At 54.2% G+C, this 26,010-nt stretch carries 29 protein-coding genes and 1 pseudogene; 12 read left to right on the top strand and 18 right to left on the bottom strand.

Annotated features, from left to right (window positions below):
- The first annotated feature begins 63 nt into the window (after positions 1 to 63).
- The 7 genes from cspE (at position 64) to AC2AXP_RS08710 (ending at position 5,965) form a co-directional block, all read left to right on the top strand.
- Positions 64 to 273, top strand: coding sequence for a transcription antiterminator/RNA stability regulator CspE (gene cspE, locus AC2AXP_RS08740; RefSeq protein ID WP_004961856.1), 210 nt, complete (start codon positions 64 to 66; stop codon positions 271 to 273).
- Positions 274 to 423: 150 nt separating this feature from the next.
- Entirely contained in the window at positions 424 to 1,806 is a 1,383-nt protein-coding gene (gene dbpA, locus AC2AXP_RS08735) for an ATP-dependent RNA helicase DbpA (RefSeq protein ID WP_039992022.1), read from the top strand.
- Between the two features lie 86 nt (positions 1,807 to 1,892).
- Positions 1,893 to 2,216, top strand: coding sequence for a YebG family protein (locus tag AC2AXP_RS08730; protein WP_004961861.1), 324 nt, complete (start codon positions 1,893 to 1,895; stop codon positions 2,214 to 2,216).
- Positions 2,217 to 2,255: 39 nt separating this feature from the next.
- The gene (gene yqfB, locus AC2AXP_RS08725) at positions 2,256 to 2,564 is read left to right on the top strand and encodes a N(4)-acetylcytidine aminohydrolase (RefSeq protein ID WP_004961863.1); all 309 of its coding nucleotides are present in this window, start codon (positions 2,256 to 2,258) and stop codon (positions 2,562 to 2,564) included.
- Positions 2,565 to 2,633: 69 nt separating this feature from the next.
- Positions 2,634 to 2,993, top strand: coding sequence for a protein YebF (yebF, locus tag AC2AXP_RS08720; RefSeq protein ID WP_004961866.1), 360 nt, complete (start codon positions 2,634 to 2,636; stop codon positions 2,991 to 2,993).
- Between the two features lie 214 nt (positions 2,994 to 3,207).
- On the top strand, positions 3,208 to 3,861 hold the full coding sequence (locus tag AC2AXP_RS08715) for a tellurite resistance TerB family protein (protein WP_004961868.1): 654 nt from the start codon (positions 3,208 to 3,210) through the stop codon (positions 3,859 to 3,861).
- Positions 3,862 to 3,931: 70 nt separating this feature from the next.
- Positions 3,932 to 5,965 (top strand): S9 family peptidase, encoded by a 2,034-nt coding sequence (locus tag AC2AXP_RS08710; RefSeq protein WP_004961871.1) that lies wholly within the window; start codon positions 3,932 to 3,934, stop codon positions 5,963 to 5,965.
- Positions 5,966 to 5,998: 33 nt separating this feature from the next.
- Here AC2AXP_RS08710 and exoX read toward each other — a convergent pair whose 3' ends face one another.
- Positions 5,999 to 6,667: an exodeoxyribonuclease X gene (exoX, locus tag AC2AXP_RS08705; RefSeq protein WP_004961874.1), complete on the bottom strand. Its 669-nt coding sequence runs from the start codon at positions 6,665 to 6,667 to the stop codon at positions 5,999 to 6,001.
- 232 nt (positions 6,668 to 6,899) lie between these two features.
- Here exoX and pip point away from each other — a divergent pair, with 232 nt between their 5' ends.
- Entirely contained in the window at positions 6,900 to 7,853 is a 954-nt protein-coding gene (gene pip / locus AC2AXP_RS08700) for a prolyl aminopeptidase (protein WP_198772884.1), read from the top strand.
- Positions 7,854 to 7,910: 57 nt separating this feature from the next.
- Here pip and AC2AXP_RS08695 read toward each other — a convergent pair whose 3' ends face one another.
- Positions 7,911 to 8,141 carry a DNA polymerase III subunit theta gene (locus AC2AXP_RS08695; protein WP_039992023.1) on the bottom strand — a complete coding sequence of 77 codons (231 nt, stop codon included), beginning with the start codon at positions 8,139 to 8,141 and terminating at the stop codon, positions 7,911 to 7,913.
- A 365-nt stretch (positions 8,142 to 8,506) separates the two neighbouring features.
- Here AC2AXP_RS08695 and ftnA point away from each other — a divergent pair, with 365 nt between their 5' ends.
- The 4 genes from ftnA (at position 8,507) to AC2AXP_RS08675 (ending at position 10,926) form a co-directional block, all read left to right on the top strand.
- On the top strand, positions 8,507 to 9,025 hold the full coding sequence (gene ftnA, locus AC2AXP_RS08690) for a non-heme ferritin (RefSeq protein WP_004961883.1): 519 nt from the start codon (positions 8,507 to 8,509) through the stop codon (positions 9,023 to 9,025).
- A 221-nt stretch (positions 9,026 to 9,246) separates the two neighbouring features.
- The gene (gene yobA, locus AC2AXP_RS08685; protein ID WP_004961886.1) at positions 9,247 to 9,630 is read left to right on the top strand and encodes a CopC domain-containing protein YobA; all 384 of its coding nucleotides are present in this window, start codon (positions 9,247 to 9,249) and stop codon (positions 9,628 to 9,630) included.
- 3 nt (positions 9,631 to 9,633) lie between these two features.
- Entirely contained in the window at positions 9,634 to 10,515 is an 882-nt protein-coding gene (copD, locus tag AC2AXP_RS08680; RefSeq protein ID WP_004961888.1) for a copper homeostasis membrane protein CopD, read from the top strand.
- 69 nt (positions 10,516 to 10,584) lie between these two features.
- Complete coding sequence (locus AC2AXP_RS08675; RefSeq protein WP_004961891.1) at positions 10,585 to 10,926, top strand: YebY family protein; 342 nt, start codon at positions 10,585 to 10,587, stop codon at positions 10,924 to 10,926.
- 283 nt (positions 10,927 to 11,209) lie between these two features.
- Here AC2AXP_RS08675 and AC2AXP_RS08670 read toward each other — a convergent pair whose 3' ends face one another.
- The 16 genes and pseudogenes from AC2AXP_RS08670 to AC2AXP_RS08595 form a co-directional block, all read right to left on the bottom strand.
- Positions 11,210 to 12,298, bottom strand: coding sequence for a phage integrase (locus AC2AXP_RS08670; RefSeq protein WP_427671025.1), 1,089 nt, complete (start codon positions 12,296 to 12,298; stop codon positions 11,210 to 11,212).
- Between the two features lie 119 nt (positions 12,299 to 12,417).
- Positions 12,418 to 12,636 (bottom strand): ogr/Delta-like zinc finger family protein, encoded by a 219-nt coding sequence (locus AC2AXP_RS08665; protein WP_071844562.1) that lies wholly within the window; start codon positions 12,634 to 12,636, stop codon positions 12,418 to 12,420.
- Between the two features lie 73 nt (positions 12,637 to 12,709).
- A complete protein-coding gene (locus tag AC2AXP_RS08660) occupies positions 12,710 to 13,807 on the bottom strand; it encodes a phage late control D family protein (protein ID WP_484381568.1) in 1,098 nt (365 codons plus the stop codon).
- Entirely contained in the window at positions 13,804 to 14,268 is a 465-nt protein-coding gene (locus tag AC2AXP_RS08655) for a phage tail protein (RefSeq protein WP_046373895.1), read from the bottom strand. The genes AC2AXP_RS08660 and AC2AXP_RS08655 overlap by 4 nt, the downstream gene beginning before the upstream one ends.
- Before the next feature lie 686 nt (positions 14,269 to 14,954).
- A pseudogene (locus AC2AXP_RS08650) lies at positions 14,955 to 16,808 on the bottom strand (phage tail tape measure protein); the annotation flags it as partial.
- Positions 16,801 to 16,920 (bottom strand): GpE family phage tail protein, encoded by a 120-nt coding sequence (locus AC2AXP_RS08645; protein ID WP_071844561.1) that lies wholly within the window; start codon positions 16,918 to 16,920, stop codon positions 16,801 to 16,803. The gene AC2AXP_RS08645 and the pseudogene AC2AXP_RS08650, both read right to left, overlap by 8 nt.
- A 14-nt stretch (positions 16,921 to 16,934) precedes the next feature.
- The gene (locus AC2AXP_RS08640; protein ID WP_484381567.1) at positions 16,935 to 17,225 is read right to left on the bottom strand and encodes a phage tail assembly protein; all 291 of its coding nucleotides are present in this window, start codon (positions 17,223 to 17,225) and stop codon (positions 16,935 to 16,937) included.
- Between the two features lie 60 nt (positions 17,226 to 17,285).
- A complete protein-coding gene (locus AC2AXP_RS08635) occupies positions 17,286 to 17,801 on the bottom strand; it encodes a phage major tail tube protein (RefSeq protein ID WP_484381566.1) in 516 nt (171 codons plus the stop codon).
- A gap of 10 nt (positions 17,802 to 17,811) precedes the next feature.
- Positions 17,812 to 18,987, bottom strand: coding sequence for a phage tail sheath protein (locus AC2AXP_RS08630; RefSeq protein ID WP_484381565.1), 1,176 nt, complete (start codon positions 18,985 to 18,987; stop codon positions 17,812 to 17,814).
- A gap of 197 nt (positions 18,988 to 19,184) precedes the next feature.
- Entirely contained in the window at positions 19,185 to 20,276 is a 1,092-nt protein-coding gene (locus AC2AXP_RS08625; RefSeq protein WP_484381564.1) for a phage tail protein, read from the bottom strand.
- A 9-nt stretch (positions 20,277 to 20,285) separates the two neighbouring features.
- Complete coding sequence (locus tag AC2AXP_RS08620; protein WP_484381563.1) at positions 20,286 to 21,197, bottom strand: hypothetical protein; 912 nt, start codon at positions 21,195 to 21,197, stop codon at positions 20,286 to 20,288.
- 2 nt (positions 21,198 to 21,199) lie between these two features.
- The gene (locus AC2AXP_RS08615; RefSeq protein WP_484381562.1) at positions 21,200 to 23,530 is read right to left on the bottom strand and encodes a hypothetical protein; all 2,331 of its coding nucleotides are present in this window, start codon (positions 23,528 to 23,530) and stop codon (positions 21,200 to 21,202) included.
- Positions 23,523 to 24,134, bottom strand: coding sequence for a phage tail protein I (locus AC2AXP_RS08610; protein WP_484381561.1), 612 nt, complete (start codon positions 24,132 to 24,134; stop codon positions 23,523 to 23,525). The genes AC2AXP_RS08615 and AC2AXP_RS08610 overlap by 8 nt, the downstream gene beginning before the upstream one ends.
- The gene (locus tag AC2AXP_RS08605) at positions 24,127 to 25,035 is read right to left on the bottom strand and encodes a baseplate assembly protein (RefSeq protein WP_484381560.1); all 909 of its coding nucleotides are present in this window, start codon (positions 25,033 to 25,035) and stop codon (positions 24,127 to 24,129) included. The genes AC2AXP_RS08610 and AC2AXP_RS08605 overlap by 8 nt, the downstream gene beginning before the upstream one ends.
- Positions 25,032 to 25,382: a GPW/gp25 family protein gene (locus AC2AXP_RS08600; RefSeq protein ID WP_484381559.1), complete on the bottom strand. Its 351-nt coding sequence runs from the start codon at positions 25,380 to 25,382 to the stop codon at positions 25,032 to 25,034. Before AC2AXP_RS08600 ends, AC2AXP_RS08605 begins: the two co-directional genes overlap by 4 nt.
- Complete coding sequence (locus AC2AXP_RS08595) at positions 25,379 to 25,972, bottom strand: phage baseplate assembly protein V (protein WP_484381558.1); 594 nt, start codon at positions 25,970 to 25,972, stop codon at positions 25,379 to 25,381. The genes AC2AXP_RS08600 and AC2AXP_RS08595 overlap by 4 nt, the downstream gene beginning before the upstream one ends.
- Between the last annotated feature and the right edge of the window lie 38 nt (positions 25,973 to 26,010).

Below are 26,010 nucleotides of genomic sequence, written 5' to 3'. Positions count from 1 at the left end.
GAACGCAGGGCCTTCGCGCCGTAAGTGCCGTCAAGGCAGGTTTATCAAGTAAAGGAAAGTCAAATGACTAAGATTACCGGTCACGTAAAATGGTTCAACGAAAGCAAAGGCTTCGGCTTTATCACTCCAGCCGATGGCTCGAAAGATGTTTTCGTGCATTTTTCCGCTATCGTCAGCGATGGTTTCAAAACTCTGGCAGAAGGTCAGCAGGTTGAATTCTCCATCCAGGACAGCCAACGTGGCCCAGCCGCAGCCAACGTTGTTGCCATCTAACGCAACGTCGCTGCCAAAAAACCCGCTTCCGGCGGGTTTTTTTATGGCTGCAATCCAGAAAGTTCGCTATCTCTGTTATCATCACACCTTATTACGGTGCTGGCCAGCCGGTCGCGCCGCCTTTCCATCTGCCATATAAGAGTTATCGCCGTGAGCACAGTTTCCTTTTCTTCCCTGCCGCTGCCAGCCGAACAGTTGGCCAACCTCAATGAACTGGGGTATGCCGAAATGACACCGGTACAGGCTGCCGCGCTGCCTGCCATCCTCAACGGGCAAGACGTGCGCGCCAAGGCAAAAACCGGCAGCGGCAAGACGGCGGCGTTCGGTATTGGCCTGCTGGACAAAATCAACGTCAGCCAGGTGGCGACCCAGGCGCTGATTTTGTGTCCAACGCGTGAGCTGGCCGATCAGGTCAGCAAAGAGCTGCGCCGCTTGGCGCGTTTCACGCAAAACATCAAAATCCTTACCCTGTGTGGCGGTCAGCCGATGGGCGCTCAGCTGGATTCGCTGGTGCATGCGCCGCATATCGTGGTGGGAACGCCGGGCCGTATCCAGGAACACCTGCGTAAGAAGACTCTGGTGCTGGATGAGGTGAAAGTGCTGGTGCTGGACGAAGCCGACCGCATGCTCGACATGGGCTTTGCCGACGACATTGACCAGGTAATCAGCTACACGCCGCCGCAGCGCCAAACGCTGCTGTTTTCCGCGACCTATCCCGCGGGCATCGAGCGCATCAGCGACCGGGTGCAACGCGCGCCGTTGAGCGTGGAAGTCGACGACGGCGACGCGCCAACCACCATCGCTCAGCGCTTTTACGAAACCACCCGCGATCAGCGTCCGGCGTTGTTGGTGGCCGCCATTCGCCATTTTCAGCCAACGTCTTGCGTGGTGTTCTGCAATACCAAACGCGATTGTCAGAGCGTGTTTGAAGCATTGGAGGCACGCGGCATCAGCGTGCTGGCACTGCATGGCGATCTGGAGCAGCGCGATCGCGATCAGGTGCTGGTGCGTTTTGCCAACCGCAGCTGTCGCGTGCTGGTAGCGACCGACGTCGCCGCACGCGGTCTGGATATCAAGGATCTTGAACTGGTGGTCAATTACGAACTGTCGTTCGACCCGGAAGTGCATGTGCACCGCATTGGCCGTACCGGCCGTGCCGGCATGAGCGGGCTGGCCATTAGCCTGTGTGCGCCGCAGGAAATGACACGCGCCCACGCGCTGGAAGAGTATCTGGACTGCAAGTTGCAATGGGCGTCAGTCAGTGAATTGAGCGGTGCGTCAACGGCACCGCTGGAAGCGGAAATGGCCACGCTGTGCATTGACGGCGGCCGCAAGGCGAAGATTCGCCCCGGCGATATTCTCGGGGCGTTGACCGGAGAGGCGGGTCTGACCGCGGCCGAGGTCGGTAAAATCGATATGTTCCCGGTGCACGCCTACGTGGCTATCCGCAAGGCCAGCGCGCGCAAGGCGTTGCAACAATTGCAGCAGGGCAAGATCAAAGGCAAAAGCTGCAAGGCGCGGCTGCTGAAATAATAACAGGCGGGGGCGCTTGAACCCCCGCACTATAACGCCTTATACTGTATATAAGTACAGTGTTTCAACCTTTGAGGAATACACAGATGGCAGTTGAAGTAAAATACCTGGTGGTCAGAAACGGTGAGGAAAAAATGACGTTCGCAAGCAAGAAAGAAGCCGATGCCTACGACAAAATGCTCGATCTGGCCGACAGTCTTGGCGAGTGGCTACAACAGGCGCCACTAACGCTGGAGGAAGAGCAACGCGAAGCCCTGAGCTTCTATCTGGCAGAACATAAAGAGGCGCTGACGCAAATTCTGCGTGGTGCAGCGCCGCAGGCGGTGAGCCAAAAACCGGCCAAGGCCAAGGGCGACAAGCCGGCCGCGAGCAAAAATCCCCAGTCGCAGGCAGAAAAGCAGGCGGCGTAGCGGTTTATGTTGCAGCATTGTAATGAAAAAGGGTCTAGAATGAGCCGCGGAATAACTTTCTTCAGCCGCTTTGAGCCGGATATCCTGGCTGGGCGCAAAACCATTACTCTACGGGACGCCAGTGAGTCACACTTCCAGCCCGGGGATGTCTTGCGCGTCAGCCGTCATGAGGACGGCGTGTTTTTCTGCCTGATTGAAGTGCTGTCGGTGACGCCAATCCGTCTGGAGGCGTTGACCGAACAACACGCCAAACAGGAAAACATGCCGCTTGGCGAGCTGAAGCAGGTTATCAAGGAAATCTATCCGGGGTTGGACGAACTGTTTGTGATTGCCTTTATCAAACGCTAGCCCACGGCCCGACCCGTTGTTCGCAGCGGGGCTGCCCCCCGGATAGTGATAACCACAACGGGAGGACATATGAACAAAACGGGATGGTCATGGGTGGTCGCACTGGTGGCGGTAGCTGGATTGACCGGTACGGCACAGGCGCAACAACTGCGTAGCGCCAAGGTTGCGCAATGCAGCGGCCTGCAGGCGGCGGACGTAGCGGCGCAGGTAAAACGCGATTTCTTGCAAAACCGCATTACGCGCTGGGATGCTGACAAGAAGCAACTGGGCACCGCAACGCCGATTGTCTGGGTCAGTCCGGACGCCATCGTCGGCAAAGATAATGTCTGGCAGGTGCCGCTGACGGTGCGTGGCAGCAAGACGGACAAAATCTACAACGTAACGCTCAACTGCAACCAGGGCGAAATCGCTTACAGCGTCGCGGAGTAACTTCCTCCGGTTATCGTAACCGCTCTGCCAAGGGCGCCATGTGCGCCCTAATGATGACCGCACTTTACCCTCGAGTTAACCGAGCCAATCTCCGGCTGCTCAACACAAGTTTTCATCCCCATACGTAAGTTGACAAAAGATCCCCTAATCTGGTGGCTAACTGCGCGCGGCCTGGCAATGCCGTTGCGCGTCGACATACTGGTGAGGAGCGACAATGAAAAACAACTGGATGCAGCAGATTCAATCGATGTTGGGGCAGAAAGCCGGGGCCGCTGGCGGAAGTGAAGGCATCGGCAAGCTGCTGGCACCTACCGCGCTGGGCGGTTTGGTTGGCGTACTGCTGGCTAACAAGTCGTCACGCAAACTGGTGGGCAAGTTTGGCAAAAACGCGCTGATTATCGGGGGGAGCGCCGCGGTGGGCGCGGTGATTTGGAACAAATACAAGGCGCGAGTCAAGGAAACCCACCAGGATGAGCCGCAGTTCGGCAACCAGATTACTCCGGTTGACCAACGTGCCAAGCGCCTGGTGCAGGCATTGGTGTTCGCCGCCAAGAGCGATGGCCATATTGATGCTGAAGAACGCCGCGCCATCGACCATAGCCTGGAACAGCTGCAGGTAGGGGAAGAAGCGCAGACCTGGGTGCAACAGGCGATCGACCAACCGCTGAATCCGGATCTGATCGCTCAAAGCGTCAAAAACGAAGATGAAGCGTTGGAAGTGTACTACCTGAGTTGCATGGTTATCGACGTCGATCATTTTATGGAGCGCGGCTATCTGGATGCGCTGGCGCAGTCGCTGAAAATCCCGGCGGACGTCAAGCAGGGCATCGAAAGCGACGTGAACCAGAAAAAGCGCGAATTGGCCTAACCGTACCGCTTTTTATCCTGAAGAAAACGTGCCACCCTTACAGTAATGTTTGTAAGCGGATGATTTAGTAATGATGACACCTCCAAAAGCCGAGAAACGGCCGTATCCTATCACCACGCACGGCGATACCCGTGTTGACGACTACTATTGGCTACGCGACGACGAACGCACCGATCCGCAGGTGCTGGACTACCTGCAGGCGGAGAATGCATTCACCGAGGCCACGTTACAACCGCAGCAGGCGTTGCGTGAAGCGCTATACGAAGAAATGGTGGCACGGATCCCGCAGCAGGAGCATTCGGTGCCGCACGTACGCCATGGCTATCGTTACCAGACCCGTTACGAGCCGGGTAACGAATATGCGCTGTACATGCGCCAGCCGGCGGCTGAAACCGAGCAGTGGGAGACGCTGTTGGATTGCAACCAGCGAGCAGAAGGGCGCGAGTTTTATACCCTGGGTGGGCTGGAAGTCAGCCCGAACAATCAAGTCATGGCGTTGGCGGAGGACTTTTTGTCACGCCGGCAATATGATATTCGATTCAAATACCTGCAAGAGCAGCGTTGGGCCGAAGAGGTGTTGGAAAACACCTCTGGCAGCTTTGAATGGGCCAACGATTCTGCCAGCGTCTATTATGTACGCAAGCATGCCAAGACGCTGCTGCCATATCAGGTTTACCGCCATGTGATCGGCAGCGACCCGTTGCTGGACGTGCTGGTTTACGAAGAAACCGACGACACTTTCTACGTCAGCCTGGAAAAGACCACTTCCGAACGCTATATCCTGATCCACCTCAGCAGTACTACCACATCAGAGATTCTGCTGCTGGACGCCGACAGCGCCGAAACGATGCCGCAGCTGTTTGTACCGCGTCGCAAGGATCATGAATACGGTCTCGATCACTATCACCAGCATTTCTATATTCGTTCCAATAAGGACGGCAAGAACTTCGGCCTGTATCAAAGCATCCAGCCCGACGAAGCGCAGTGGCAAACGCTGATCGCGCCGCGCAGCGAGGTGATGCTGGAGGGCTTTAACCTGTTCCGCGACTGGCTGGTGGTGGAGGAGCGAGCGGCTGGCTTGACCCAACTGCGACAGATTCATTGGAACAGCGGCGAAGAAAAACGCATTGCGTTCGACGATCCCACTTATGTCACCTGGCTGGCTTATAATCCGGAGCCGGAAACCGCGCTGCTGCGTTATGGCTATTCGTCGATGACCACGCCGACGACCTTGTATCAACTGGATCTCGACAGCGGCGAACGGGTGATGCTCAAACAGCAGGAAGTGAAGAACTTCACGCCGGAAAATTACCGCAGCGAGCGGGTGTGGGTAACGGCGCGTGACGGGGTTGAGGTGCCGGTATCGCTGGTGTATCGCGCTGACAAATTTGCCCGTGCTGGCAATCCGCTGCTGGTTTACGGCTACGGCTCGTACGGCAGCAGCATGGATCCGGCGTTCAGCGGCAGTCGCCTGAGCCTGCTGGATCGCGGTTTTGTCTTTGCGCTGGCGCACATTCGCGGCGGCGGTGAATTGGGGCAACTGTGGTATGAAGATGGCAAGCTGTTCAACAAGCAGAACACCTTCAATGATTTTATTGACGTCACCCACAGCCTGATAGAGCAGGGTTATGGTGATGCCAAGCGGGTATTTGCCATGGGCGGCAGCGCCGGTGGTCTGCTGATGGGCGCGGTGATCAATCAGGCACCGACGCTATACCATGGTATCGTGGCGCAGGTTCCCTTCGTCGACGTGGTGACCACCATGCTTGATGAATCCATTCCACTGACCACCGGTGAATACGACGAATGGGGCAACCCCAACCAAAAGCCGTATTACGATTACATTAAACAGTACAGCCCCTACGATCGCGTCAGCGCGCAGGATTACCCGCATATGCTGGTCACCACCGGTTTGCATGATTCACAGGTGCAGTATTGGGAGCCGGCCAAGTGGGTGGCAAAACTGCGCGATCTGAAAACCGATGACCGCCAGCTATTGCTGCACACCGATATGGATTCCGGGCATGGTGGGAAATCCGGCCGTTTCAAAGCCTACGAAGACATTGCGCTGGAGTATGCTTTTATCCTGTCGCTGGCGGAGTAACGTCAATGCGGGCAGCAAGGGTTGCCCGCATAGTTATCCTACCAGATAGTACTTCAGCGTGTGCTTCATGTCTGGGCTGAGGTCGGTAATCGACTTCAGCATCCAGCGCAGATAGCCAGGATCTTCCTGGGCGATGCGATCGATCGGCTGGCCGCGATACTTACCGAACTTGAAGGTTTTTAACAGCACCGGCTGTTCGGTAATATTGGCCATTTCTTCCGCTGACCAGCCTGAATCCTTGATGATGCGCTGCAACAGTGCGGCGGTGACGTAGCAGTCATACAGTGCGCGATGCGGATACAGCGTGGTGTCCTGCGGCAGCTGTACCTCGAGATTCAGTGCATAACGCAAATATTGATTACCGTATTTGATACCGGGGTAGAGCGCACGCGCCAGCTTGACGGTACAGATCCAGCGGCCGTTCATTTCCGGCAAAACGCCGCGATCGAAGGCGGCATTATGCGCCACGTAATATTCGCTCCCCATATAACGGCCGATAGCGACGGCGATACGTGGCTTGCCTTCCACCATCGCTTCGGTGATATGGTGAATCGCCATCGCTTCGATGCCGATTGGCCGGTCTGGGCACACCAGATCGCTCATCGGATTGGCGAGCTGGCCATCGATGATATCTATCGAGGCCACCTCGACAATACCGCCGTCCAACCCGCAGGTTTCGGTATCTATTACTCGTAACGTCATGCTGTCCTCGCGAAATTATCCCCACTAGCTTAACGGCAGCCAGCAGCGCTGCCAATCACCTTTTACCGCGTCGGAGCGTCACTCAGTGGCGTAAAGTAAAGCAAGTCGTATTGATTTTAAGCAATCGAACGCGCCGGACCCGGTAACGGTGGGAGTTTTCGGGTTTTGCCGTTGACCTGATGCAGCGCTTGGGCTTTGATGGAGTCATAACTCACCAAGAGACGGAAGCGCCATGGAACAATTACGAGGTTTGTACCCACCGTTGGCAGCGTATGACAGCGGTTGGCTGGATACTGGGGATGGCCACCGGATCTACTGGGAATTAAGCGGTAATCCCAACGGCAAGCCGGCAGTGTTTATCCACGGCGGCCCGGGCGGTGGCATTTCTCCCCATCATCGTCAGCTGTTCGATCCGCAACGTTATAAAGTGCTGTTGTTCGATCAGCGTGGCTGCGGCCGTTCCCGTCCTCATGCTAGCCTGGACAACAACACCACCTGGCACCTGGTGGCAGATATCGAGCGTCTGCGTGAAATGGCCGGCGTGGAGCAGTGGCTGGTGTTCGGCGGTTCATGGGGCTCAACCCTGGCGCTGGCCTATGCCCAACGGCATCCGCAGCGCGTCAGCGAAATGGTGCTGCGCGGCATCTTCACGCTGCGTCGCCAAGAGCTGCTGTGGTACTACCAGGACGGGGCGTCACGTTTCTTCCCGGAAAAATGGGAGCGAGTGCTGTCGATCTTGTCCGAGGAAGAGCGCAAGGACGTGATCGCCGCCTACCGTCAACGGTTGACCTCATCGGATCCTGAGGTGCAGCTGGAAGCCGCCAAGCTGTGGAGCGTATGGGAAGGGGAAACCGTTACTCTGCTGCCAAGCAAAGAATCCGCGTCGTTTGGCGAGGACGATTTCGCGTTGGCATTTGCACGCATCGAAAATCACTATTTCACCCATCTTGGTTTCCTCGACAGTGACGATCAGCTATTGCGCGACGTGTCATTGATTCGCCATATTCCGGCGGTGATTGTCCACGGGCGCTATGATATGGCCTGTCAGGTACAAAACGCCTGGGACCTGGCCAAAGCCTGGCCAGAGGCGCAACTGCATATTGTCGAAGGAGCGGGTCACTCATTTGATGAGCCAGGCATATTGCATCAGTTGATGCTGGCAACCGACAACTTTGCCGGCACGTAATGCCTGGCCACCGGCGGTGAAGCAACGGGCGGCGTATAACGCGCCCGTCATTTGCCGCTATTTCATTTTCGGTTCATAGGGCAGACGAGAAAACTTGTGTGACTCCATACGGTAGTGCGCCACGCGCTCGCGGAAGTAATCACGCAAATGTGCCGGCTGCTCGCGTTCCACCACCTCAGGGATCACCGGCATATTGTAGCGTTCTTTAAATGCCACGCCAGAGGCGGCCAAATCCACGTTCACCTTATCCATTTCATCTTTGGAAAGCTCTGCCAGATTGTATCCCACGCTGTTCTCCTTACCGTTACCGCATGCAAACAGCGCAGAAGGTAATCCACTCCAGGGCGCTTGGCAAGCCTCGAAAACCATGGAGAGTCACGGCATTCATACACTGCCGTTATTCTTGTCATCGGATTACCGGAATGTATTTATTAATTTAAATAAGAATGATTCGCTTTTAATTATTTCTAGAGATGTAAATGCTTATCATATTTATTTTCATGGCTGTCAGAATTTTTATTTTATGTTATTGATATTTAAGTATTTAAAAATTAATTGTCCTGAGATGTAAATCAACTGTTTTTATTTTGTTCTTCCCGGGGCATAATGCGGAAAATTTAAATAATGGCCTGCAAAAATTAAAAGGAAAACTTATGCTGACGCAAGAGATGGCAAAACAGTTAAATGAACAACTCAATCTGGAGTTTTATTCTGCCAACCTGTATTTGCAAATGAGCGCATGGTGCAGCGACAAAGGCTTCGAAGGTGCAGCGGCCTTTTTGAAGGAGCATTCTCAGGAAGAGATGCAGCATATGCAGCGTCTGTTTGATTACCTGAGCGATACCGGTTCGCTGCCATTGCTGGGCACCATTGCGGCGCCACCGATTGAGTTTGCATCGCTGGCCGATGTATTCCAGCAAACCTATGAGCACGAACAGCTGATCACCCGTCAGATCAATGAACTGGCGCACGTGGCAATGACCACCCGCGATTACTCTACCTTCAACTTCCTGCAATGGTATGTCGCCGAACAGCACGAAGAAGAGAAACTGTTCAAATCGGTGCTGGATAAACTGGCTCTGGTGGGTAACAGTGGCAAGGCGCTGTTCTTCATCGATAAAGACCTGAAGAAAATGGGCGCGGCGGCTGAAGGCAATCACGGCCAGGGCTGATTGGTCAGCCCGTCAAAAACCGCGTTTCTGTTTGCAGAACGCGGTTTTTTTATACCCTGCATTTAGCCGGGTTACCCAGCGATACGTGCTACGCGATCGCAAAATGGCAGTGATGCGCTCGACTTGCCGCGGGGGCATGGTTATCATTTGTCCCGCTATGTTACAGGGATGGCCTCGGTTCTGACCCTGATTACCTTATCATTTACATTAAGGACGCCGTTATGATCGGTAAAATTCGCTCCTCTTATCGCCTGCTTTCCACATTGTTGGTGCTGTTTGTCGGTTTGTCATCGCAGCAGGCATTGGCTCATGCGCATCTGAAAGTGCAAACGCCGGCCGCAGACGCCGCCGTCAGCCCGGCGCCACAGGCGCTGACCCTCAGTTTCTCTGAGGGCATTGAACCCAACTTTAGCGGTGTGAAAATCACCGGGCCAGATAACGGTGAAGTGAAAACCGGTAAGCTGAGTCTTGACCCCAACAATAACACCCAGCTCAACGTGCCAATCGAAGGCCAGCTGTCGGCCGGGAAATATCAGGTCAGCTGGCACGTGGTGTCGGTTGATGGTCACAAAACCAAAGGTCAATACAGCTTCACCGTAAAATAACCGATGACATTAGCGACTCTGTTTGTCCTGTGTCGCTTGGTGCACTTTGTGGCGGTGATGCTGATGTTTGGTATCAGCCTATTCACCGCCTTGTTGTCGCCGCAGCGCCTTGCTCCATTACTTTCCCGCGATGTACGCCCACTGTTGATCGTCTCGACGCTCACTGCCGCGCTTTCGGCGCTGGCGATGGTGGCGGTGCAGGCCGGGCAGATGGGCGACGGTTGGGCAGATACCTACCGGCCCGATGTCTGGTTAGCGGTGCTTGGCACCACCTTCGGCGATGTATGGCGCTGGCATATCGGTTTGGCATTGCTGGCGCTGGCGGCGCTGTGGCTGCCGGTCAGGCGGCGCAATACGGCCTGTAGCGTTCTCAGTGTGTTGCTGCTGGCCAGCATGGCGTTGATTGGCCACGCCGCGATGCACGACGGTGCGCTAGGGCTATTGCATCGTTTCAATCACGTACTGCATTTATTGGCAGCCGGCTATTGGTTCGGCAGCCTGCTGCCGCTCTTGCTGTGCCTGCGTTATCTGCAACAACCACAATGGCGGGTGGACGCCATTGTCACCCTGATTCGCTTCTCCCGCTGGGGGCACCTCGCGGTGATTGTGGTGATCGTCACCGGCGTGATCAACAGCCTGATTATTCTTGGCGGTTGGCCGCTGGATCTGGCATCGCCGTATCAGCGCCTGCTGCTGTTTAAAATTGCGCTGGTGGCGCTGATGGTGGTGGTCGCGCTGGCCAACCGCTATGCGGTGGTGCCGGCGATGAGTCGCGTGCCGAAGCTGGCGCAACGCGGTTTGCTACTGGCCTGCTGGAGCGAGATTGTCTTGGGTGGCATGGTGCTGTGGCTGGTCAGTTTGTTTGCAACCTATGCGCCGAGTTGAGATTGTCGCTTGCGGCAGGCCCCCGAATTGCGGGAAAATTGCCTCAAAGCATCACCTTAGGGTCATATTATGAAACGTGCATTACTTGGCATCATGCTGCTGAGCAGCGTTACTGGCGCGCTGGCGTCGGAAGGGCTGGAAAACGTCACCAAGCTGGAGTTCGGCAAACAGTGGGCGTTTACCAAAGAAGAGGTGACATTGCAGTGCCGCAAGGGCGGGGCGCTGTTTGTACTCAACAACAGCACGTTGATGCAGTATCCACTCAACGATGTGGCAGAGGCGCAGGTGAAATCAGGCCAGCAACGCGCACAGCCGCTGGAGGTGATATTGCTGGATGACGCCGCCAACCCTGGTCACAAGATGAGCGTCGCGCCTTTTCGTGCTCGCGCTGAAACGCTTTGCGCCCGTTGATTCGCCTGCGGCTGCCATCTTATCAATAGGTTAACCCCGGGGGGCAGCAGGCACAGAAATGGTTTCTGCGGTGAACTATCACTTGCCGTGTGCATGGCTGGCAAAAATAGCGCTGTAAGCTACTCTTAAAGTGCATGGCTGAATAAGCCCTGCATTAAATGCCAACTTTTAGCGCACGGCTCTCTCCCAAGAGCCATTTCCCTAGACCGAATATAGGAATCGTATTCGGTCTTTTTTTGTTTATCATTTTAAAACAGTAACTTACAAACAAAACAACCACTTATCACGCCTCCTGTTCTACCGTATTACACCCTTTTTCTTCCTCTGTCGCCACTTTGCCGCCACTGTCCTTGTACGTCTGTGTCAGTGGGTTGAGCGCTATTGCCTCCTCTAAATGGTCTGGCGCGAAATGGGCGTAGCGCATCGTTACCCTGATATCTGAATGCCCAAGGATGCGCTGCAAGACTATGATATTCCCCCCACCCATCATGAAGTGGCTAGCAAAGGTATGGCGGAGCACATGCGTCATTTGTCCTTCTGGCAAGGTTATATTCGCCAGTCGCAGAACTCGATAAAATTGCTTGTAGCAAGGGTCAAACTCCTTTTCATCCAGTATTGTGAGCTCGTCATATAATTCTTTCGAGATGGGGACCGTTCTGTTTTTCTTCCCTTTGGTGTTGGTATACGTGATTTTATATTTTGATATCTGCGATGGCCTTAGTTTTGCGGCCTCATTCCATCTGGCGCCAGTTGAGAGGCATATCTTTACGATGAGTGTTAGCTCTGGGTTGCCATGAGTATGGCAGGCGTTTATCAGTGCTTTTATTTTCTCATTGTTCAGCCATGCCATTTCCTTTTCTGGTTGATCGAACTCCCTGATATTTTCCAGGGGGTTCGGCAAAGACCATTCCCCCAATCTTTTTAATTCGTTGAATACAGCCCGCAAAAAAGCTTGTTCACAGTTAACCGTTCCCGTGCTGACCTTCCTTGTTTCAAGACTGGTGCTATAGCCGTTATCGATTTCTCCGCGCAACCGCTGATCGCGATAATGGGCCCAATCCCGTGGGGTAATCTCCGACGCTACCGGATCACCCATGCCGTTACAGATAATGACCAATTTGCCAAGTCGGCCTTTTTTGTCATTTAGCGAGCAGCCATGCAGCCTGTACCACAGATCGATCAACTCGCTAAGTTTTCGCTTGTCTTCCTTATCGCCCAGCCAAGGCTTGGCCTTCGCCTGGTCTAGCTGATAGCTCTCGAAGGCGAGCGCCTCCCCCTTGGTGGCGAATTGCTTACGGGTACGCTTGCCGCCTCTCCCGTTGTGATAGAACTCGCACAGCCACTTGCCGGTGCTCAATTTTCTTACGGTCATACTCGTAGATCCAGTGAACCAAATTACATATTGAATACTGTATATAATAACAGTATTCAATGTTTGTGTGCGGCTGGTTCAAACATGGATCAAAAAACCCGCCGGCGGCGGGCTTATGGTTAGAAGTGCAGGGCGGTTTGGCCAGACTTGGATGGGTGCGGTGGCGCCGGGTCAACCTGACCGGGCTTAACAATGGAGCGCACAAAAGTTTCCATCGTGATAAAGACATGACTGCAATTCACGTTTGTGCATTGGTTGTAACGCTCTTTTGTTGTTGCTGTCACTTCGTTACTACTGCGGGTGTGCGCTGCATGGCCACACAAAGGGCATCGCATCATGATATTAGCCTCTACTGTATCGATATACATACAATAGCACGATGTTTGAAAAAGCGAATATTAAACTTGCAAATCACTCCATATCGAGATCGGTTATCTTCACTTCAAGCTCCAGTGCCGTGGTAAATCCGCCATCTGCCACTGTGTGCGTTACCGTTGTAATCGTCCAGTTTGCAGCGTCGATCTGGGGCTTGAAGCCCTTTACTGATACCGGTACTTCCGGGTAAAGCTCTGCCCGGCCCTTGGCCAACGTAATTGAGAATTGCGCGGCGCCGCGTTGGATTCGTTCCCAGTTTGCCTTGGCTGCCCGGCGAGCGTTGGACGCATTTGCGTAGGTCCGACTCAATACATAAACGTTATCGTCGGTGCCTACCAGGTATTCTCCCTGTTTATCTTGGGCTGGCACTTTTGCGGTGGTCGTCTTACGCTTGCGCTTCCTCTTTACCTTTACCGTTTGTGGTTTTGCCGTTTTTGTGTCGAGCCAACTGGCTGAAACGCCGGTATAGGCATCTCTGTCGGCCAGGGTGAATTGGTGCTCATCGCCGTCAGCGCGCACGATTGTCATTGCCGGCAACGGCTTGCCGCTGGCGTTCACGCCTTGGCCCTGCTTGATGAATAGCAGCCTTCCATATTTTACTGCAGCAATCGCACCTACGCGGCGCGCCAGGCGCATCAGGAAGCTGCCATCTGATTCATTCGTTTGGTCGATGTGGTCGATAGTCATGGCGGCCATTTGCGGACTGATGGCCTGCTCCAGTTTATGGCGGGCTGCAAATTGTTTAACGATCTCGCCGATGGTGGTTTTTGAATATGACTTTTCACGCTTGATATTAAGCGTGTTCCTGAAGTCGGCGCTTCTGCCGCGCAGTGTCACCTTGTCAGGCGCGCCGGAATGGCCAATCTCGTCAATGGTGAAGGCGCCTTTATTGATCATTGGTTCGCCTTTCCAGCCCAATTGCAGCTCCAATTGGACACCGCGCGAAGGCAGATCAACAGCGCCATCGGCATCGTCAAGTTCGATATCAAGCTGATCCGCCTCGAATCCGCGGTTGTCTGTCAACGTGAGGGATATCAGCCGGCTTTCAAGTCTTGTGGTTATATCCTTGCCATTAAGAGTGATCTTGAACGCGGGCGTGCTATCCCGGCCGCTTAACCAGTCTGGAGTGTTCATGAAAGAAGCCCTCCAATAGCTGTTGCCGCCTGATCTTTCATGATGCTCAGTTGCTCCTGCAGGTCGCCGAGCATGGTGCCCAGGTCATCATCTACGCGCTTCAACTTAAGAGTGAACTCAATGCGCCTGGCGCCGCCATCCTTGAAGAATACGGACTTGTTAAGATCTAGCCCTTCAATGACAAACATCCCGTAAATGGTCCCACTGCCATCCAGCAAAGACCACGCCTTGCCGAGATCGGCGATTGTTTGCAGGGCCAACAATGACAGGCGGCCGCCGGTGATCTCCGGCAGCAGCACACCACTTAGTGTAATGGTGTCGTTTTCTGGGCCCACATATTGCGCTGACGGCCGTTTCCCAACGCGGTTGTTGGTCGGATAGCGCCAGGCCATTTGATGCTGCAGCTCCTGATAGGGGACCGTTTCAAGCATAAAGACGTATAACCCGAGTGCCATCATCATAATTCCCACCCCAGCTCTCGATCAGAAAAATTACTGCGCGCCTTGGCCGCGTCTTTTTGCATGTGCTCCCGGAGCGCTTTCACTGCATCTGTTGCAACGGCTTTGCCGTTCTGGCTGTTCCTGGCGTCAACACTGAGATCGATCTTCGGCTGGTAGTAAAAGTTGCTGCCGCTTGGTGCCTTAACTGGCTTCATACTGGAGCCAGTAAAACGAATAGCCATATCATTGGCCGTGTAACCTGTTGGCGCCGGCTCTCCGACCGAGCCATATTTCTTGGCTATGGGGTTATTTTTCAGTAGCTCATTCGTTTGGGCTAATGCCTCGTTTTTTTGCGGCAACAGGTCCAGCTTTTCAAGCAGCCATTTAAAGCCATCCATGACGGCGCGCAGCGGGGCGGTAATGACGTCCAATCCTCGCTTCAGGCCAATACCAATTTTCTCAGCTGCGCTACTGGCCGCCCGTTTTATTTCTTCCCAAGTTTCGCTGGCTTTGGCGCTTATGCTGGTCCAAACACCCGAAATGTAATCCTTGATGGCCTGCCATTTCTCGCTGGTATATGCACTGATGTTGTCCCATAGCTTTTTGATTTTCGGGCCCAATGTGTCCCAATTCATCCAGATGTAGAGTGCTGCTGCTGCGATGGCTGCAGCCACAGCAAGGATGGGGTTTGCTAACATCATTCGGCCTACCCAGATAATGGCAGTACCCACGCCTTTTATGGACCTGGCCAACATGCCCATCACCGATGGCCCCTTAATCCCCAACATTGTCAGAGAAAACCGCAGCAGGGCGAATGGCCCAAGGATTGCTGCAACTCCAATCATCATCCCACCAAGTGCAACCGTAACCAGCGTAACAACCGCCGCCGTCTTAACAAACGCTGCAGCCAGCTTTGGGTGGGCTTCAATAAATTTCCGAGCCCATCCAATTCCACGTTTAAACCAGTCGTTCACGTCCATCAGTGGCTTACGCAAAGGCTCGCCCAGATCACTAAACATGTTTTTTGCGGTGGTCTTGAGCAGAAGAAATTGGGAGGACAAAGAATCTTTATCGATATTCGATTCCCTCTGCATAGACCCCTTGGCCTGGCCACCCTCGACCAACGCCAACTGGCGATCTAATTCGCCAATGTTATTTGCTAACTTGGCAGCGTCGTCGCCAAACTCTTTGCCAAAAAGCATTGTCATTGCGCTTAAGTGTTGCGAGGCCGGCAGTTTCTTGATGCGTGATAGGACATCTCTAATTGTGCCTATTGCATTCGTCGCTATGCCTTTTTCCAAGTCCTTGGCATTTAGCCCTAATAGGCTCATTCCCTGAATGAAACGCTTGCCTTGCATTGAAGCAATGCCCAACTCACGCACCATTGCCTTACTGGCTGATGCCGCCACTTCTGGTTGTGTCCCTAGGGAGAGGAACGTCGAAGCCAGTGCAGCGGCTTGTTTATAATTCAACTTATCGGCAACATCGCCCATGCGCTGAAGAACGTTAATAATATCAGCGCCTTTTGATTGTGCGTTGTCGTCTAAGTAGTTCAGGGCGTCGCCGAGTTCTTCGATCCTTTGAGTTGGCACATGATAGAGGAATGCTATTTTCCCCAAATCATCGGCAAGTTGATCGGCGGGTAATTCGAAAGCCTTTGCAGCCTTGGCAGACGTTGCGGCGAAAGAAAGTAAATCAGCTTTCTGTTTTTGCCATGGATCCTTATCGCTCGATACCCCCATTCGAGCACCGCCCTCCACTAATGCAGCGAAATCTGCAGCACCGTTTTCCATTGGGAGTTGCTCTGATGCCGCCTTTATTGCTTGCTGCATTTCGTGGTATTTGGCTGTGCGTTTACCGTTATCGTCCAATAATGGGTTAACCTGTTTAGCCACGCCTTTCATCGCGTCTTCAATAGAGCTATAGCTTTTCACTGCCGCTAAAACAGGGGCACCCATAGCCACCCCTGATGCAATAGTTGCCGCCCCCGTTCCCGCGATGTTGTTTCTCAGCTCTCTGGTTTTTTCATATTGCGCTTTTGCGTCGTTCATTCTGCGCTGTTGCTCGCCAGCGCGTTTTAGTTGGCGCTCCTGCTCCTGCAGCAGCCGGTTATAGCGGGCTGTTTCGTTGGCGATTCTGTTTGTAGCACCGGCGCCATCGGTGGCAGATATCCCCATGCGGTAAAGCTCGGAGCGCACCCGGCCCATTTGAGCGACTTCGCTTTTTTGCCTTTGCTCCAGTCGGTCTACCGCGCGCCACTGATCCTCTAGGGCTTTTGTCTGCTTTTTGGTGGGGTTCTCAAGCGCACCCATTTCACGCGTCATCATCTGGGCTTTCAGCTTGGCACCGGCCAGCTCGTCGGCTGTTTTCTTAATGGACGCCTGCAACGAATTGAAGGTGTTCACCTGGTCGCCGGCGGCGCCCAGTCGCTTCAGTTCATCACGGGAATTTTTGACGGCAGCGGCCAGCGCTTTATTGCTGGCCTGCATGGTCTTAAAGGGGCGGGTGATTTTGTCCACCGCGTTCAGGATAACCTGCAGTCTTAGATTGCGGTCACTCATCACTTTCTCCGCTTCGAATCAGTGCCCGGTGCCGCCAGTCCCAAAGTTCGGTTAAGGTGAACGGGTACATTTCCGACGGCGGCCAGTGGAAGATGGCGGCAATATCCGCCATCAGGTCTTCAACGGTTAAACCGGCCGGGATTCCAGCGCCGATTTCGGCAACAAAAAACTGACGATGCCGCCGGCCAATTGTGTAAAGTCAGCCGGATCCATTTCACTGATTTCCTGCGGCGTCAGTGACGGCGACGAAACGCGGGGCAAAACGGTTGCCACTGCGGAATAATCCATTTCCAGCAAATCGGCCAGCTTCACACCGCGCAACGCGCCGGACTGCGGCTTTGTTAGAGTGATCTCGGTGATTTCGGTCTGGCCGCGCTGGATTGGTGTGTCCAGCGGCACTTTGGTCGGTTCGGTCATTTGGTTGTGCTCCACGATTTTCAGAAAGAAGAGGGCGCCTGTGTTCCGGCGCCGAAGGTATTACAGGCCGATGGCCTGGCGGTGCTCAGCCAGGCGGTCGACGCCGCCAAAGCTTTCGATCATGTTCACCGTGTCGATCTCGCAAATTTCTTCGCCGGCGATGGTCAATTTGAAGTAGGTCACCGCGGTAGAAATTTTGGTGGTCGAGTTTTCACCCTGTTTGTGCTCGCCAAAATCCAACTCTTTATGGCGCCCGCGGATCACCGCTTCAACCGCTTGCACTTCGCCGGTGTCGTCGCGCTGAATTGAGCCTGTATAGCGCAACATGACGCCGTCCAGTTTGGCGGCGCCCATCTGCTTAATCGGCAAGGCTTCGATGCCGCCAATTGTCCATTCAACATCAAGCGCGTCGTCATCCAGCCCCAGATCGACTTTGGCGCTACCGCTCATGCCGCCGCCGCGGTAGTTCTCAAGCTTGCGAGTCAGCTTTGGCAGCGTCAGGGACTCAACGATCCCTTGCCAGTTGTTCCCCTCATTGAAGAGGTTCAGATATTTCAATTTGCGTGGTAATGCCATTGCGTGCCCCTTAGCTGTTCACGTTCTGGGTGAAGTTGACCAGGTACTGATCAGTGATGCGCTGGCGTAACAACAGGTTTTCCAGCGGCGGGACCGGCGTATAGTCGTAGTCAATGACCAACTTCCCGGCTTTCAGCGTGTCTTTGTCGTTCGCTGCATCATCGATCCACGCATTGCCGTCAATGATGTAGCCGGCAGATTTCAGTTCACGGAATTTGGCCTTGATGCCTTCCAGGATATCTTTGGCCAGTGACGGGTGCAGTGGCATGTCAACGGCCCACATGTGCGCCTCTGCCATTGTGTCCGCCAACACCTGCGCAGTGCGGGTGTAGTTTTCAAACTGGAACAATGGATCATCGGAGCAGGTGCGGGAGCCCCAGAACTTATAGCCATCCTTGCGGATCAGCGTGGTGACGTCGTTCTTGTTCAGCAGATTGGCATCGGTGGCGCTGTCCTGCAGGTCCCAAAACACATCTGCACTGATGCCGGTTACGCCATTAACGCCGACGTTTGATAGCGTTTTATGCCAACCGGTCTGCTGGTCAATTTTGGCGCGCAACCCCAATGCGCGGGCGGTAGCGAACGCCGTCGCGTCTGTATTGGACACAGAGTCCCAGCTCAGGAAATCTGGCCAGATCAGCATGGCCTCGCGCTGGCTGAAGTTCTCGCGATACGCGATAGCTTCGGAAACTGTCTTGCAGCCATAGGCGCTCAGGTAGGCGAATGCGCGCAGGCTTTGTGCCACTGACAGCAATTCAGTGGCGACGGCCTTACTGTCGTGACCAGGAACACCCAGAATGCGCGGCTTCACGCCTAACAGGCTTTGCGCTGCCAGCAGGGCTTTCATGCCCGTTTTCTTGCCGGTGGTTGCGTCGACGCCACCGATGATGTTGGTTGTGGTTTCCGCCTCCGTGTCGCCTTGTTCAACGCGGACAACAACGGTAACTGGTTTTGCCTGGTCGGCGATGGCGTCCAGGGAGCGAGCGAGAGTGCCGGTTTCGCCAGCCTTGCCGCTGGCGGCCAGGACGTCGGTCAACAATACGGGGGTGTTGAGTGGGAAGGCCGCAGCATCGGCATCGTCGGCGGTGCAGACCATCCCCACAATTGCGGTGCTTACTGTTGTGATTGTGCGGGTGCCCTCGTTAATTTCGAGGACACGAGCGCCATGATGATAATCGTCAGCCATCGGGCGGATCTCCGGGTTAAGGTTTCTCCGCTATGGTGTTCTCTGATGACGTAGAGTGCATGCGCTGGGCATTGTGTGGCAGCTGGCACAATGGCCAGATGTCTTGCTGTGGGTGTCTATGTCTGCCGGTATGGCCAACACAGTTAATGATGGCTGTGCTGCAGGAAGAAATAAAGCCCCGCAATGCAGGGCGTTAATTATGCTGCGCGATACCAACCTGCCAGAACGAGATAACTATTAACAATATTGATTTCGTCCCCTTCGCCCAGAGCATCCGTTTTTGCGGTTATGGTGTGCTTGTGTTTGATCGCCTTAATTGTATGTTCGTGGTCTTCCAATTCCACTTCATGAACATGATCGTCAGCCTCACTTGTATAATTTCTGGTGCGGTGGCTATCATTGTCAGAGCCGACAATATAGTCAGGATCCCAGGCCTCCCCCGGCGCACCCATTCCGCCTTGATGCTTATGCCTTCCTTTTGCTGATGTTTCCTTACGGCCAAAATGATAAGACTCTGTAGTTAACGGGCCGGTGTCATGTTCACTAGTGCCACCCGTAACAACAATTTCTTCTGCGGGTAAGTTGGCGCGGGCAATACTTATGCTGTCATTCCCGCCCGTTTCCATCACATTCGTGCCTTCGGCATTTGCCGTGCGGATTGTTTTGTTTTCTGCTAATTGGATCCAATGTGTACCCGGCCACTTTTCGTTGGGATTAAATGCCGTCGCGAAGAACTTCGTTTCTCCAATGGGGTAAGCATCATCAAACGTTAATTTGCTCTCGGCCAATGCATAAGCGTCATTAGCTCGGTTCAAGGCGCTGCGAAATAGCTCCTCAACAAAACCCGTGGTAGCGATCACAACGTTAGGATCGACCAGCAATTGCACATCTCGTGTGTTACTGACCGCTAACTCTACGCGGATCACTGAGTTACGGCTCGAACCTTCAACCAGGTGTGGTTTGTAGGTATCTGGCAGGTTACCAACGGCGATCAACGCACCATCGTCAGAGTAAAGACCGACCTCCCTGATCCAGAATCCGCCGAACTCTGGAGGGATAATCATTTCCGCGCTGATTACGTTGGCCGTTTCGCTGGTGATGGTTAACGAGTTGAGATCGGCGCGGTACTGCTCGCCAGCCAGCGCAGTTTGCTCTGGCGAGGGTGTCGGCGTAGCCCCGGCACCGTCACCCACAGCCATGGTGCTGATAGCCATTGGCTGCCCGGTTTGTGCAGCCAGTGCCAGCTTTTCAGCGCCGATATTTGTCAGGATACTGAAGAATTCCGGCATGGTTCCCCCTTACATGCCCAGGCGCGATAGCGCCAGCGCGTCGCTATCGTCGGCGGTGTGCAGGAAAAAGATGTCCTGTAACGAGCCATAGCACGGATTTACATTGCCATTTGCGAAGGTCTGCCCGATGTAGATGATAGCTGGGAACGAGGTCAGATCGGCGAGTTTTCCCGTAGTGGAATACTCTGTAACTTTAAGCCCCCCTGACTCGTAACCACGAATAACGCCGCCATCAACGTCAAACAAGGCAGCAGACGGCACATAGTCGGCATAAGGCGTTCTTGCTGCACCGACGGCTTGACCGTTCACGCCTGAACCTGTCCAGGTACTGTCACGGGTGCCGTATCGCCAGGCCTCAATATCTTTCTGTTGATTGGTGATTTGGGTGCGCAGGTAAGCCATTGGCAGACCGCTGATGCTGATGCCCGCCATGATCCCCAGCGAGTCCGCGCGGTCTTTGTCCGCCATCCGGCCGCCGATAGCGTATTGTCGCCCGCGCTGTACACGCCGATTTTTCTCCGATTTCAAATAACCGCCGCCATTGGAGGTGATCTTGATTGTCACGCCGGGTGCATCGCCGCTGTCATCATACCGTACCGGCTCACCTACGCCCTGCAACACGCTGACATAATCGTCATTTGGAAACAGGGAATACAATTTGCTGACTTCTTTATTGGCATTCATTTTGACGCCAAATGCCGGATTGATGGCGCTTTCAACCTTGCTGTAAATCCCGTTATCGAGTAGCCAGGTAATGCGGGCCAGGCAACCCGCTTCGTCCGGAATAATCCCGCCATCGGCCAGCACTCGCGCCTTGTGCGTGTTGAAAAGGGTCTGATCATCAAATACGTATGCTGCCAGTTTGAGTGACGGACGGCCGCCGACTGGGTAAGGGATGCCGCTGTTAAATCCGAGGGTCATAATTATGCTCCGGTCAAAGGCAGACGATCGAGCGTCAGCCAGTTATACATTGGGAAGGGTTCGCCGTTGTGCACAATTTTCTTGCTGACGACGGGGGAGGAATCACGCAGGCACGTCAGTGGGTAAATTTTTCCATTGGCGTGTTTTTTGGTGTTGTTGAAACCAAAAAGGAGGTGATCTGCGGCAGATGGCGCTTTATCGCAGGTAATGCGCAGCGTCGTCCCGTCGATAATGTCAACGCTCTGGATGTCGGCTGATTTCAGTTCAAGAGAAAGACCAAGGTTTTTTACATCGCCAATGAATGTGTTATCGATAACCAATGGCGGGTAGGGCATTTTGCAGCGCGCATTGATGATGTTATCGAGCACTGTAATGGATTCGATAGTGGTGTCTGTCCAGGTGCCTTTTTTCTCTTCATCGTACAGATGCCAGTAGATCGCCTGGGCTTGATACTCGCCCTGTAGCACTTTGCCGGCGGCATTCAGGTGACTGAGCGAGCCATCACTAAATAGCCAGTTAAGCGGGTATTTCGGACCGTAGCAGATAGCATTTTTATGCCGGCGAACGTATTCGCGCTGGTCGACGGCAGAAATCGAGTAAGGCTGAGTGATGATAGCCTCGCCGATCGGATTCCCTTGCTCGTCAACAGTCTGGTTTTTGCTGTTGATGCGGCTACCCACTTGACCGATCACGATCACGATATCTTCGGTTTGCCCGGTGATCGCTTTGTAGTCCGCGACGCGGCGCGGGAAATAGGCTTCTTCTTTCGCCAGGTAATCGCCAGGTAACAGATTGTCGCCGTTGTCGTTGTCTGTTTCGCCGTGCTCAAAGAGCAGGGCAACAACGAGGTGTTTTTTCCCTACAGCATCGGCAATCTGTTTTGCTCTGGTTATCATGTCGAGGCCGTTTTGATACGGTACCGTACCGGGCCAGATTTGCGCGAATGAGCGACCTCCCGCCGCTGCGGGGGCGTGGAAGAACACCGGCCATTGCTGGCCGGCTTCCGCCAATTTGTCCAGCAGGAAGTAGGTGCGCGGCAGAGATTGCCCCTGTCTCCATCCGGCGGCGGGATACTGCAAGTCGTTAGCGTTGTCCCGATCTTCATCGCTCACAGCACGCAAACCGCCACCTTCCGGCCTGCCGTTCGCTAGCGCCAATGCGTAGCCACGGTATCGCGGGTCATAATTCATCAGGTTAATGTTCGCCCCATTCGGGTCATCAAATGATCCCGCCAAAGACTGGCCATCTTCTGCGGTGCTGTGCATCTCGCCGCCTGGCACCATTTCACGCTTTGATTTGATAAACATCACCGCATAACGTGGCGTGGTTTCTCCGGCGGGCAAATAGCTGAATAGCACAGCGTCAGCACCAAGGTTATTTGCCGACAGGACGGGGTGATCGTTCCACAGCAACTGTTCACCAATATGCAGCGCTAATTTTCCAGCGGCTGGGCGGATGTTGGCCGAAATATAATCCTGCACAGCAGTGGTGCCGAGGCCGGCCAGTATTAACCCAGCGTCGGCGGCGCGCAGGCCATAAATAATGCTGGGATCGGCGTCTTTCGATACAAGCAAAGAGTGCCATCCGTGGATGCGACGCGTGATTTTTGTCGACAGCAGAGCATCCAGGCGCTCTTGCAAAATATCGTCCATCCAGGGGATACGCCAGGCTCCACTTTTCTCGATAATGCCGTAGGCGTCGTCCCCATTCTCGGCAGCAAAGAAATAAGCAAGCCCTGGGTAACGATTAGTTTTATTTTTAGGCAAAATACCCAATAAATAATCCTGAACAGCAGCCTCTAAGCCGCCCAGCCACAGACCCGATTGATTATCAAATGCACCGTAGCTTTCATTCGGGCCACCTTCTGCGTGAAATACGATCGGGTAAGCGTCTGACTGGTAGGTGCGAAGGGATTTAATCCGGTTTTCCAGCGTTCCCACTGTGAGCATGGTGGAAACCAACTGCGTGAGAATGTCCGCTAGATAATTCCCAGATGCCAAAAAGCGCCCGGTTGGCGTGGCGAGTCCATTGATATTCTGATATTCATCCATCCAGCGTTTATCATCTGTCGAACGAACGTTAAACAGGGTATCGGCAGGTAATTTACCGTTATCGATGTCACGCTGGGCCTCAGGTAGGGTTTTATACATTCCCTCTCCGAGGTTAATCACGGCCATCAATGAATCAAGCAGATTGCGCAAATATCGGGTGCGGGCGGCAATTTGCGTTGCCTGAATATTAACTGCACCACTTTCACCCCCCTTTACCGCATCTCCATCTTCAATCTGATTGATTAATTCTTCCCATTTAGACTGCTCGTTCAATTTATTCATTATTCGCGTTTCCGGTGTAGAAATAATGGCCGCTATGTTTAATCTTTCCGTCGTAATAAATATGCATTTCTGGGGGGGCCCCTCTCGGGTATACCGTCAAGATCTCCCCGCAATAACTGGCGACAGCACCATAAATTTCCCCGCGGGTTACCGTCCTAATATTCAATTGTGAAATGTGCCGACTCACAGGCTTGGCATCACCCACCAAGCGTTCCAGTTCATTAACGGTTTCGTCTGTGATCCCCACGTCGTTCACGTCGATCACAAGGCGGAACGTTCCTGCTGGATCGGCTACTTGCCACCATTCCTCAATGCTCATCCAGTACCCCATGTTCTCGATAACACGGCGGATAGCGGCTACAGTTCCTTTTCGGCGGTGTATGTAAAATGCGTCCTTAACGGCTTTGCGCTTCTCTGTTGCCGGCCATTTTTCATCCCACCGATCGACCGAAAACGCCCAGGCCAGGTAGGGCAGAAAAACAATCGGACATTTATCCGGGTTCCACAGGTCACGGAGTGGCACATTTAGATCGCCAACTGCAGCGCAGGCCTCCGCTGCGTGCCGCTCAAGCGGCGAGGAACCTGGCGGTAGCAAGCTATTCATCTGAACCACCGATCACAACGCTGGCATTTGTGCAGTTGGCAGCCTGGCTTTTATCCAGCACAACATCAGCGAGCGGGTTGCGCAGCTCGACGCGCTGCACGCCCTGGGTGTGCAGTGCTGCATAGATTGCCGTTAAGCGAATGTCGCGACCAAGGCGCCGCTGCTCGTTGATGTAGGCGCTCAGTCGTTTTTGTGCGTCGGCAAGGATTGGCTCTTGTGCTGGCCCTGGATAGACATAAAGCACGGCGTCAATCTCATAGTTGATGATGCTGGCAGACTGCACCGTAAGGCGATCAGCTACGGGCCGCACCTCTCGATCGTTAAGTGCGGCGTCAACTTTCGCCAGCAGTTCAGCGGATGCCGTTCCGTCCCCGTCGCGTGAAAGAATGGTGACAGTGACCAGTGCTGGCGCTGGGCTAATTGCTGATGCGTCGGCAACTTTGCCATCGGCGCTTAGTGCGTGGAACTCATAGGCGCCGGTTGGTCCGGCGACGCTCATTCCCTCAAACGCTGCCGGGATACGCTGGCGAAAATCTGCATCTGATTCCATCACCGCCTCAACAGGCGGGATGGCTTCGCTGTCGGCTTGGGTGATCACCAGTCGCGGTGTGTTGTTGTTGGCGCCAAGCTGGTCGAGGTCGCTACCGATGGCATACGCCACCATGACGGCCTGTGCAGCCTCGTTGATGCGCTGGCGCAACAGCATTTCCCTATAGGCATTTTCCTGCAGCAGCATCACGATCGGCTCGGATTCCAGCTCCAGAGTGCGCGCTATGGCCTCGCGCTGATCGTCAGGATATAGCTCAAGCAAGCGCGCCTTTCTGTCCTCAAGCAGGTCTTCAAAGCTCAGGGTTTCAACCACCTGGGGTGGCGGCAGTTGCGAAAGGTCGATCACACTCATGATGAGCCCCCGTAAGGAATTGAAATATTGATGCTCGCCGTGGTGTCGTTCCTGCTGCCGGAGACGTCCACTATCATTTGGCCGCCGATCTGTGTGGTTACAGTGACTGCTGTTAGTGATACGCGCGGCTCCCAGCGGTTGATGGCGCTGTATGCCGCGGCCATCAACTGCAATCTGGTTGTATCGTTTTGAGGCTGGTCGATCAGCTCGGACATCAGCGAGCCGAATGGGCGCCGGGTGATCCTGCTGCCGATTGGGGTCAGCAAAATCTTGCTGATTGACTGACGAATATGATCAATATCTTCGACGGCGTGGCCGCTGTTGGTGTTCATGCCTTGATACATCATTTGACCGGTCCTCCCGATGTTCCGCCGCCTGTCTCTACGCCACTGTGCTTATGCACATCAACGACGACATCATTAGATGTGAAGCGTCCGCCGCTGTGGGTGATGTTGCCCGTCATCGTCCCGCCATCAGTGACTGATAGCTGTGCCGTTTCCAGCAGTTGAGTGCAGGTAACTTTTGGTGTTTCCAGCCTGATCCCTGTCACCGCCCTGAATATTGCCGTTTTCACGCCTTCCACGGTCATGGCGCCTACTTCGGGGTCATAACTGAACCTGGCACCGTCGGGGAACTCCGTAACCAAGGCGCCCTTTGAATCCGAGGGGGCTGGGTGGGCGTCCGAAAAAATGGCCGGCAGGACAAAGGCGGTTGTCAGTTCACCGGCCATGCTCAAGATCAGCACCTGCTCCCCGATTGACGGTGCCCACCATGTGCGTGCGCTGCCTGCGCGCATGGTCAGCCATTTGAGCGGAGTGGTTTCAAGTCCGCCCGTTTGCACACGGCATAGGCCGTTCTCTGTATCGACCTCGGAGATGGTTCCGATTCGGATCAGATTTGTCAGCAGGCGCAGGAGTTCAGAAAGTTGTGTATTCATTGGCACAGCCTGCCATGCGCGCGGTGCGGGCTGCATGT

The organism is Serratia sp. Sp408, assembly GCF_057180665.1.
The sequence above is the reverse complement of the archived record's forward strand: the minus strand, read 5'-3'. Positions and strand labels throughout refer to the sequence as shown.

Bases quoted from the DNA above. Each gene is read 5' to 3' on its own strand.
- AC2AXP_RS08675 (WP_004961891.1), top strand. From the start codon at position 10,585: ATGAAACGTGCATTACTTGGCATCATGCTGCTGAGCAGCGTTACTGGC.
- yobA (WP_004961886.1), top strand. From the start codon at position 9,247: ATGATCGGTAAAATTCGCTCCTCTTATCGCCTGCTTTCCACATTGTTG.
- yebF (WP_004961866.1), top strand. From the start codon at position 2,634: ATGAACAAAACGGGATGGTCATGGGTGGTCGCACTGGTGGCGGTAGCT.
- pip (WP_198772884.1), top strand. From the start codon at position 6,900: ATGGAACAATTACGAGGTTTGTACCCACCGTTGGCAGCGTATGACAGC.
- AC2AXP_RS08630 (WP_484381565.1), bottom strand. From the start codon at position 18,987: ATGGCTGACGATTATCATCATGGCGCTCGTGTCCTCGAAATTAACGAG.
- AC2AXP_RS08605 (WP_484381560.1), bottom strand. From the start codon at position 25,035: ATGAGTGTGATCGACCTTTCGCAACTGCCGCCACCCCAGGTGGTTGAA.
- AC2AXP_RS08710 (WP_004961871.1), top strand. From the start codon at position 3,932: ATGATGACACCTCCAAAAGCCGAGAAACGGCCGTATCCTATCACCACG.
- cspE (WP_004961856.1), top strand. From the start codon at position 64: ATGACTAAGATTACCGGTCACGTAAAATGGTTCAACGAAAGCAAAGGC.
- ftnA (WP_004961883.1), top strand. From the start codon at position 8,507: ATGCTGACGCAAGAGATGGCAAAACAGTTAAATGAACAACTCAATCTG.
- AC2AXP_RS08715 (WP_004961868.1), top strand. From the start codon at position 3,208: ATGAAAAACAACTGGATGCAGCAGATTCAATCGATGTTGGGGCAGAAA.
- AC2AXP_RS08620 (WP_484381563.1), bottom strand. From the start codon at position 21,197: ATGACCCTCGGATTTAACAGCGGCATCCCTTACCCAGTCGGCGGCCGT.
- AC2AXP_RS08625 (WP_484381564.1), bottom strand. From the start codon at position 20,276: ATGCCGGAATTCTTCAGTATCCTGACAAATATCGGCGCTGAAAAGCTG.
- exoX (WP_004961874.1), bottom strand. From the start codon at position 6,667: ATGACGTTACGAGTAATAGATACCGAAACCTGCGGGTTGGACGGCGGT.
- AC2AXP_RS08655 (WP_046373895.1), bottom strand. From the start codon at position 14,268: ATGATGATGGCACTCGGGTTATACGTCTTTATGCTTGAAACGGTCCCC.
- AC2AXP_RS08600 (WP_484381559.1), bottom strand. From the start codon at position 25,382: ATGATGTATCAAGGCATGAACACCAACAGCGGCCACGCCGTCGAAGAT.
- copD (WP_004961888.1), top strand. From the start codon at position 9,634: ATGACATTAGCGACTCTGTTTGTCCTGTGTCGCTTGGTGCACTTTGTG.
- AC2AXP_RS08665 (WP_071844562.1), bottom strand. From the start codon at position 12,636: ATGATGCGATGCCCTTTGTGTGGCCATGCAGCGCACACCCGCAGTAGT.
- yqfB (WP_004961863.1), top strand. From the start codon at position 2,256: ATGAGCCGCGGAATAACTTTCTTCAGCCGCTTTGAGCCGGATATCCTG.
- AC2AXP_RS08670 (WP_427671025.1), bottom strand. From the start codon at position 12,298: ATGACCGTAAGAAAATTGAGCACCGGCAAGTGGCTGTGCGAGTTCTAT.
- AC2AXP_RS08645 (WP_071844561.1), bottom strand. From the start codon at position 16,920: ATGGCGGATATTGCCGCCATCTTCCACTGGCCGCCGTCGGAAATGTAC.
- AC2AXP_RS08615 (WP_484381562.1), bottom strand. From the start codon at position 23,530: ATGAATAAATTGAACGAGCAGTCTAAATGGGAAGAATTAATCAATCAG.
- AC2AXP_RS08730 (WP_004961861.1), top strand. From the start codon at position 1,893: ATGGCAGTTGAAGTAAAATACCTGGTGGTCAGAAACGGTGAGGAAAAA.
- AC2AXP_RS08640 (WP_484381567.1), bottom strand. From the start codon at position 17,225: ATGACCGAACCGACCAAAGTGCCGCTGGACACACCAATCCAGCGCGGC.
- AC2AXP_RS08595 (WP_484381558.1), bottom strand. From the start codon at position 25,972: ATGAATACACAACTTTCTGAACTCCTGCGCCTGCTGACAAATCTGATC.
- AC2AXP_RS08635 (WP_484381566.1), bottom strand. From the start codon at position 17,801: ATGGCATTACCACGCAAATTGAAATATCTGAACCTCTTCAATGAGGGG.
- AC2AXP_RS08610 (WP_484381561.1), bottom strand. From the start codon at position 24,134: ATGAATAGCTTGCTACCGCCAGGTTCCTCGCCGCTTGAGCGGCACGCA.
- AC2AXP_RS08660 (WP_484381568.1), bottom strand. From the start codon at position 13,807: ATGAACACTCCAGACTGGTTAAGCGGCCGGGATAGCACGCCCGCGTTC.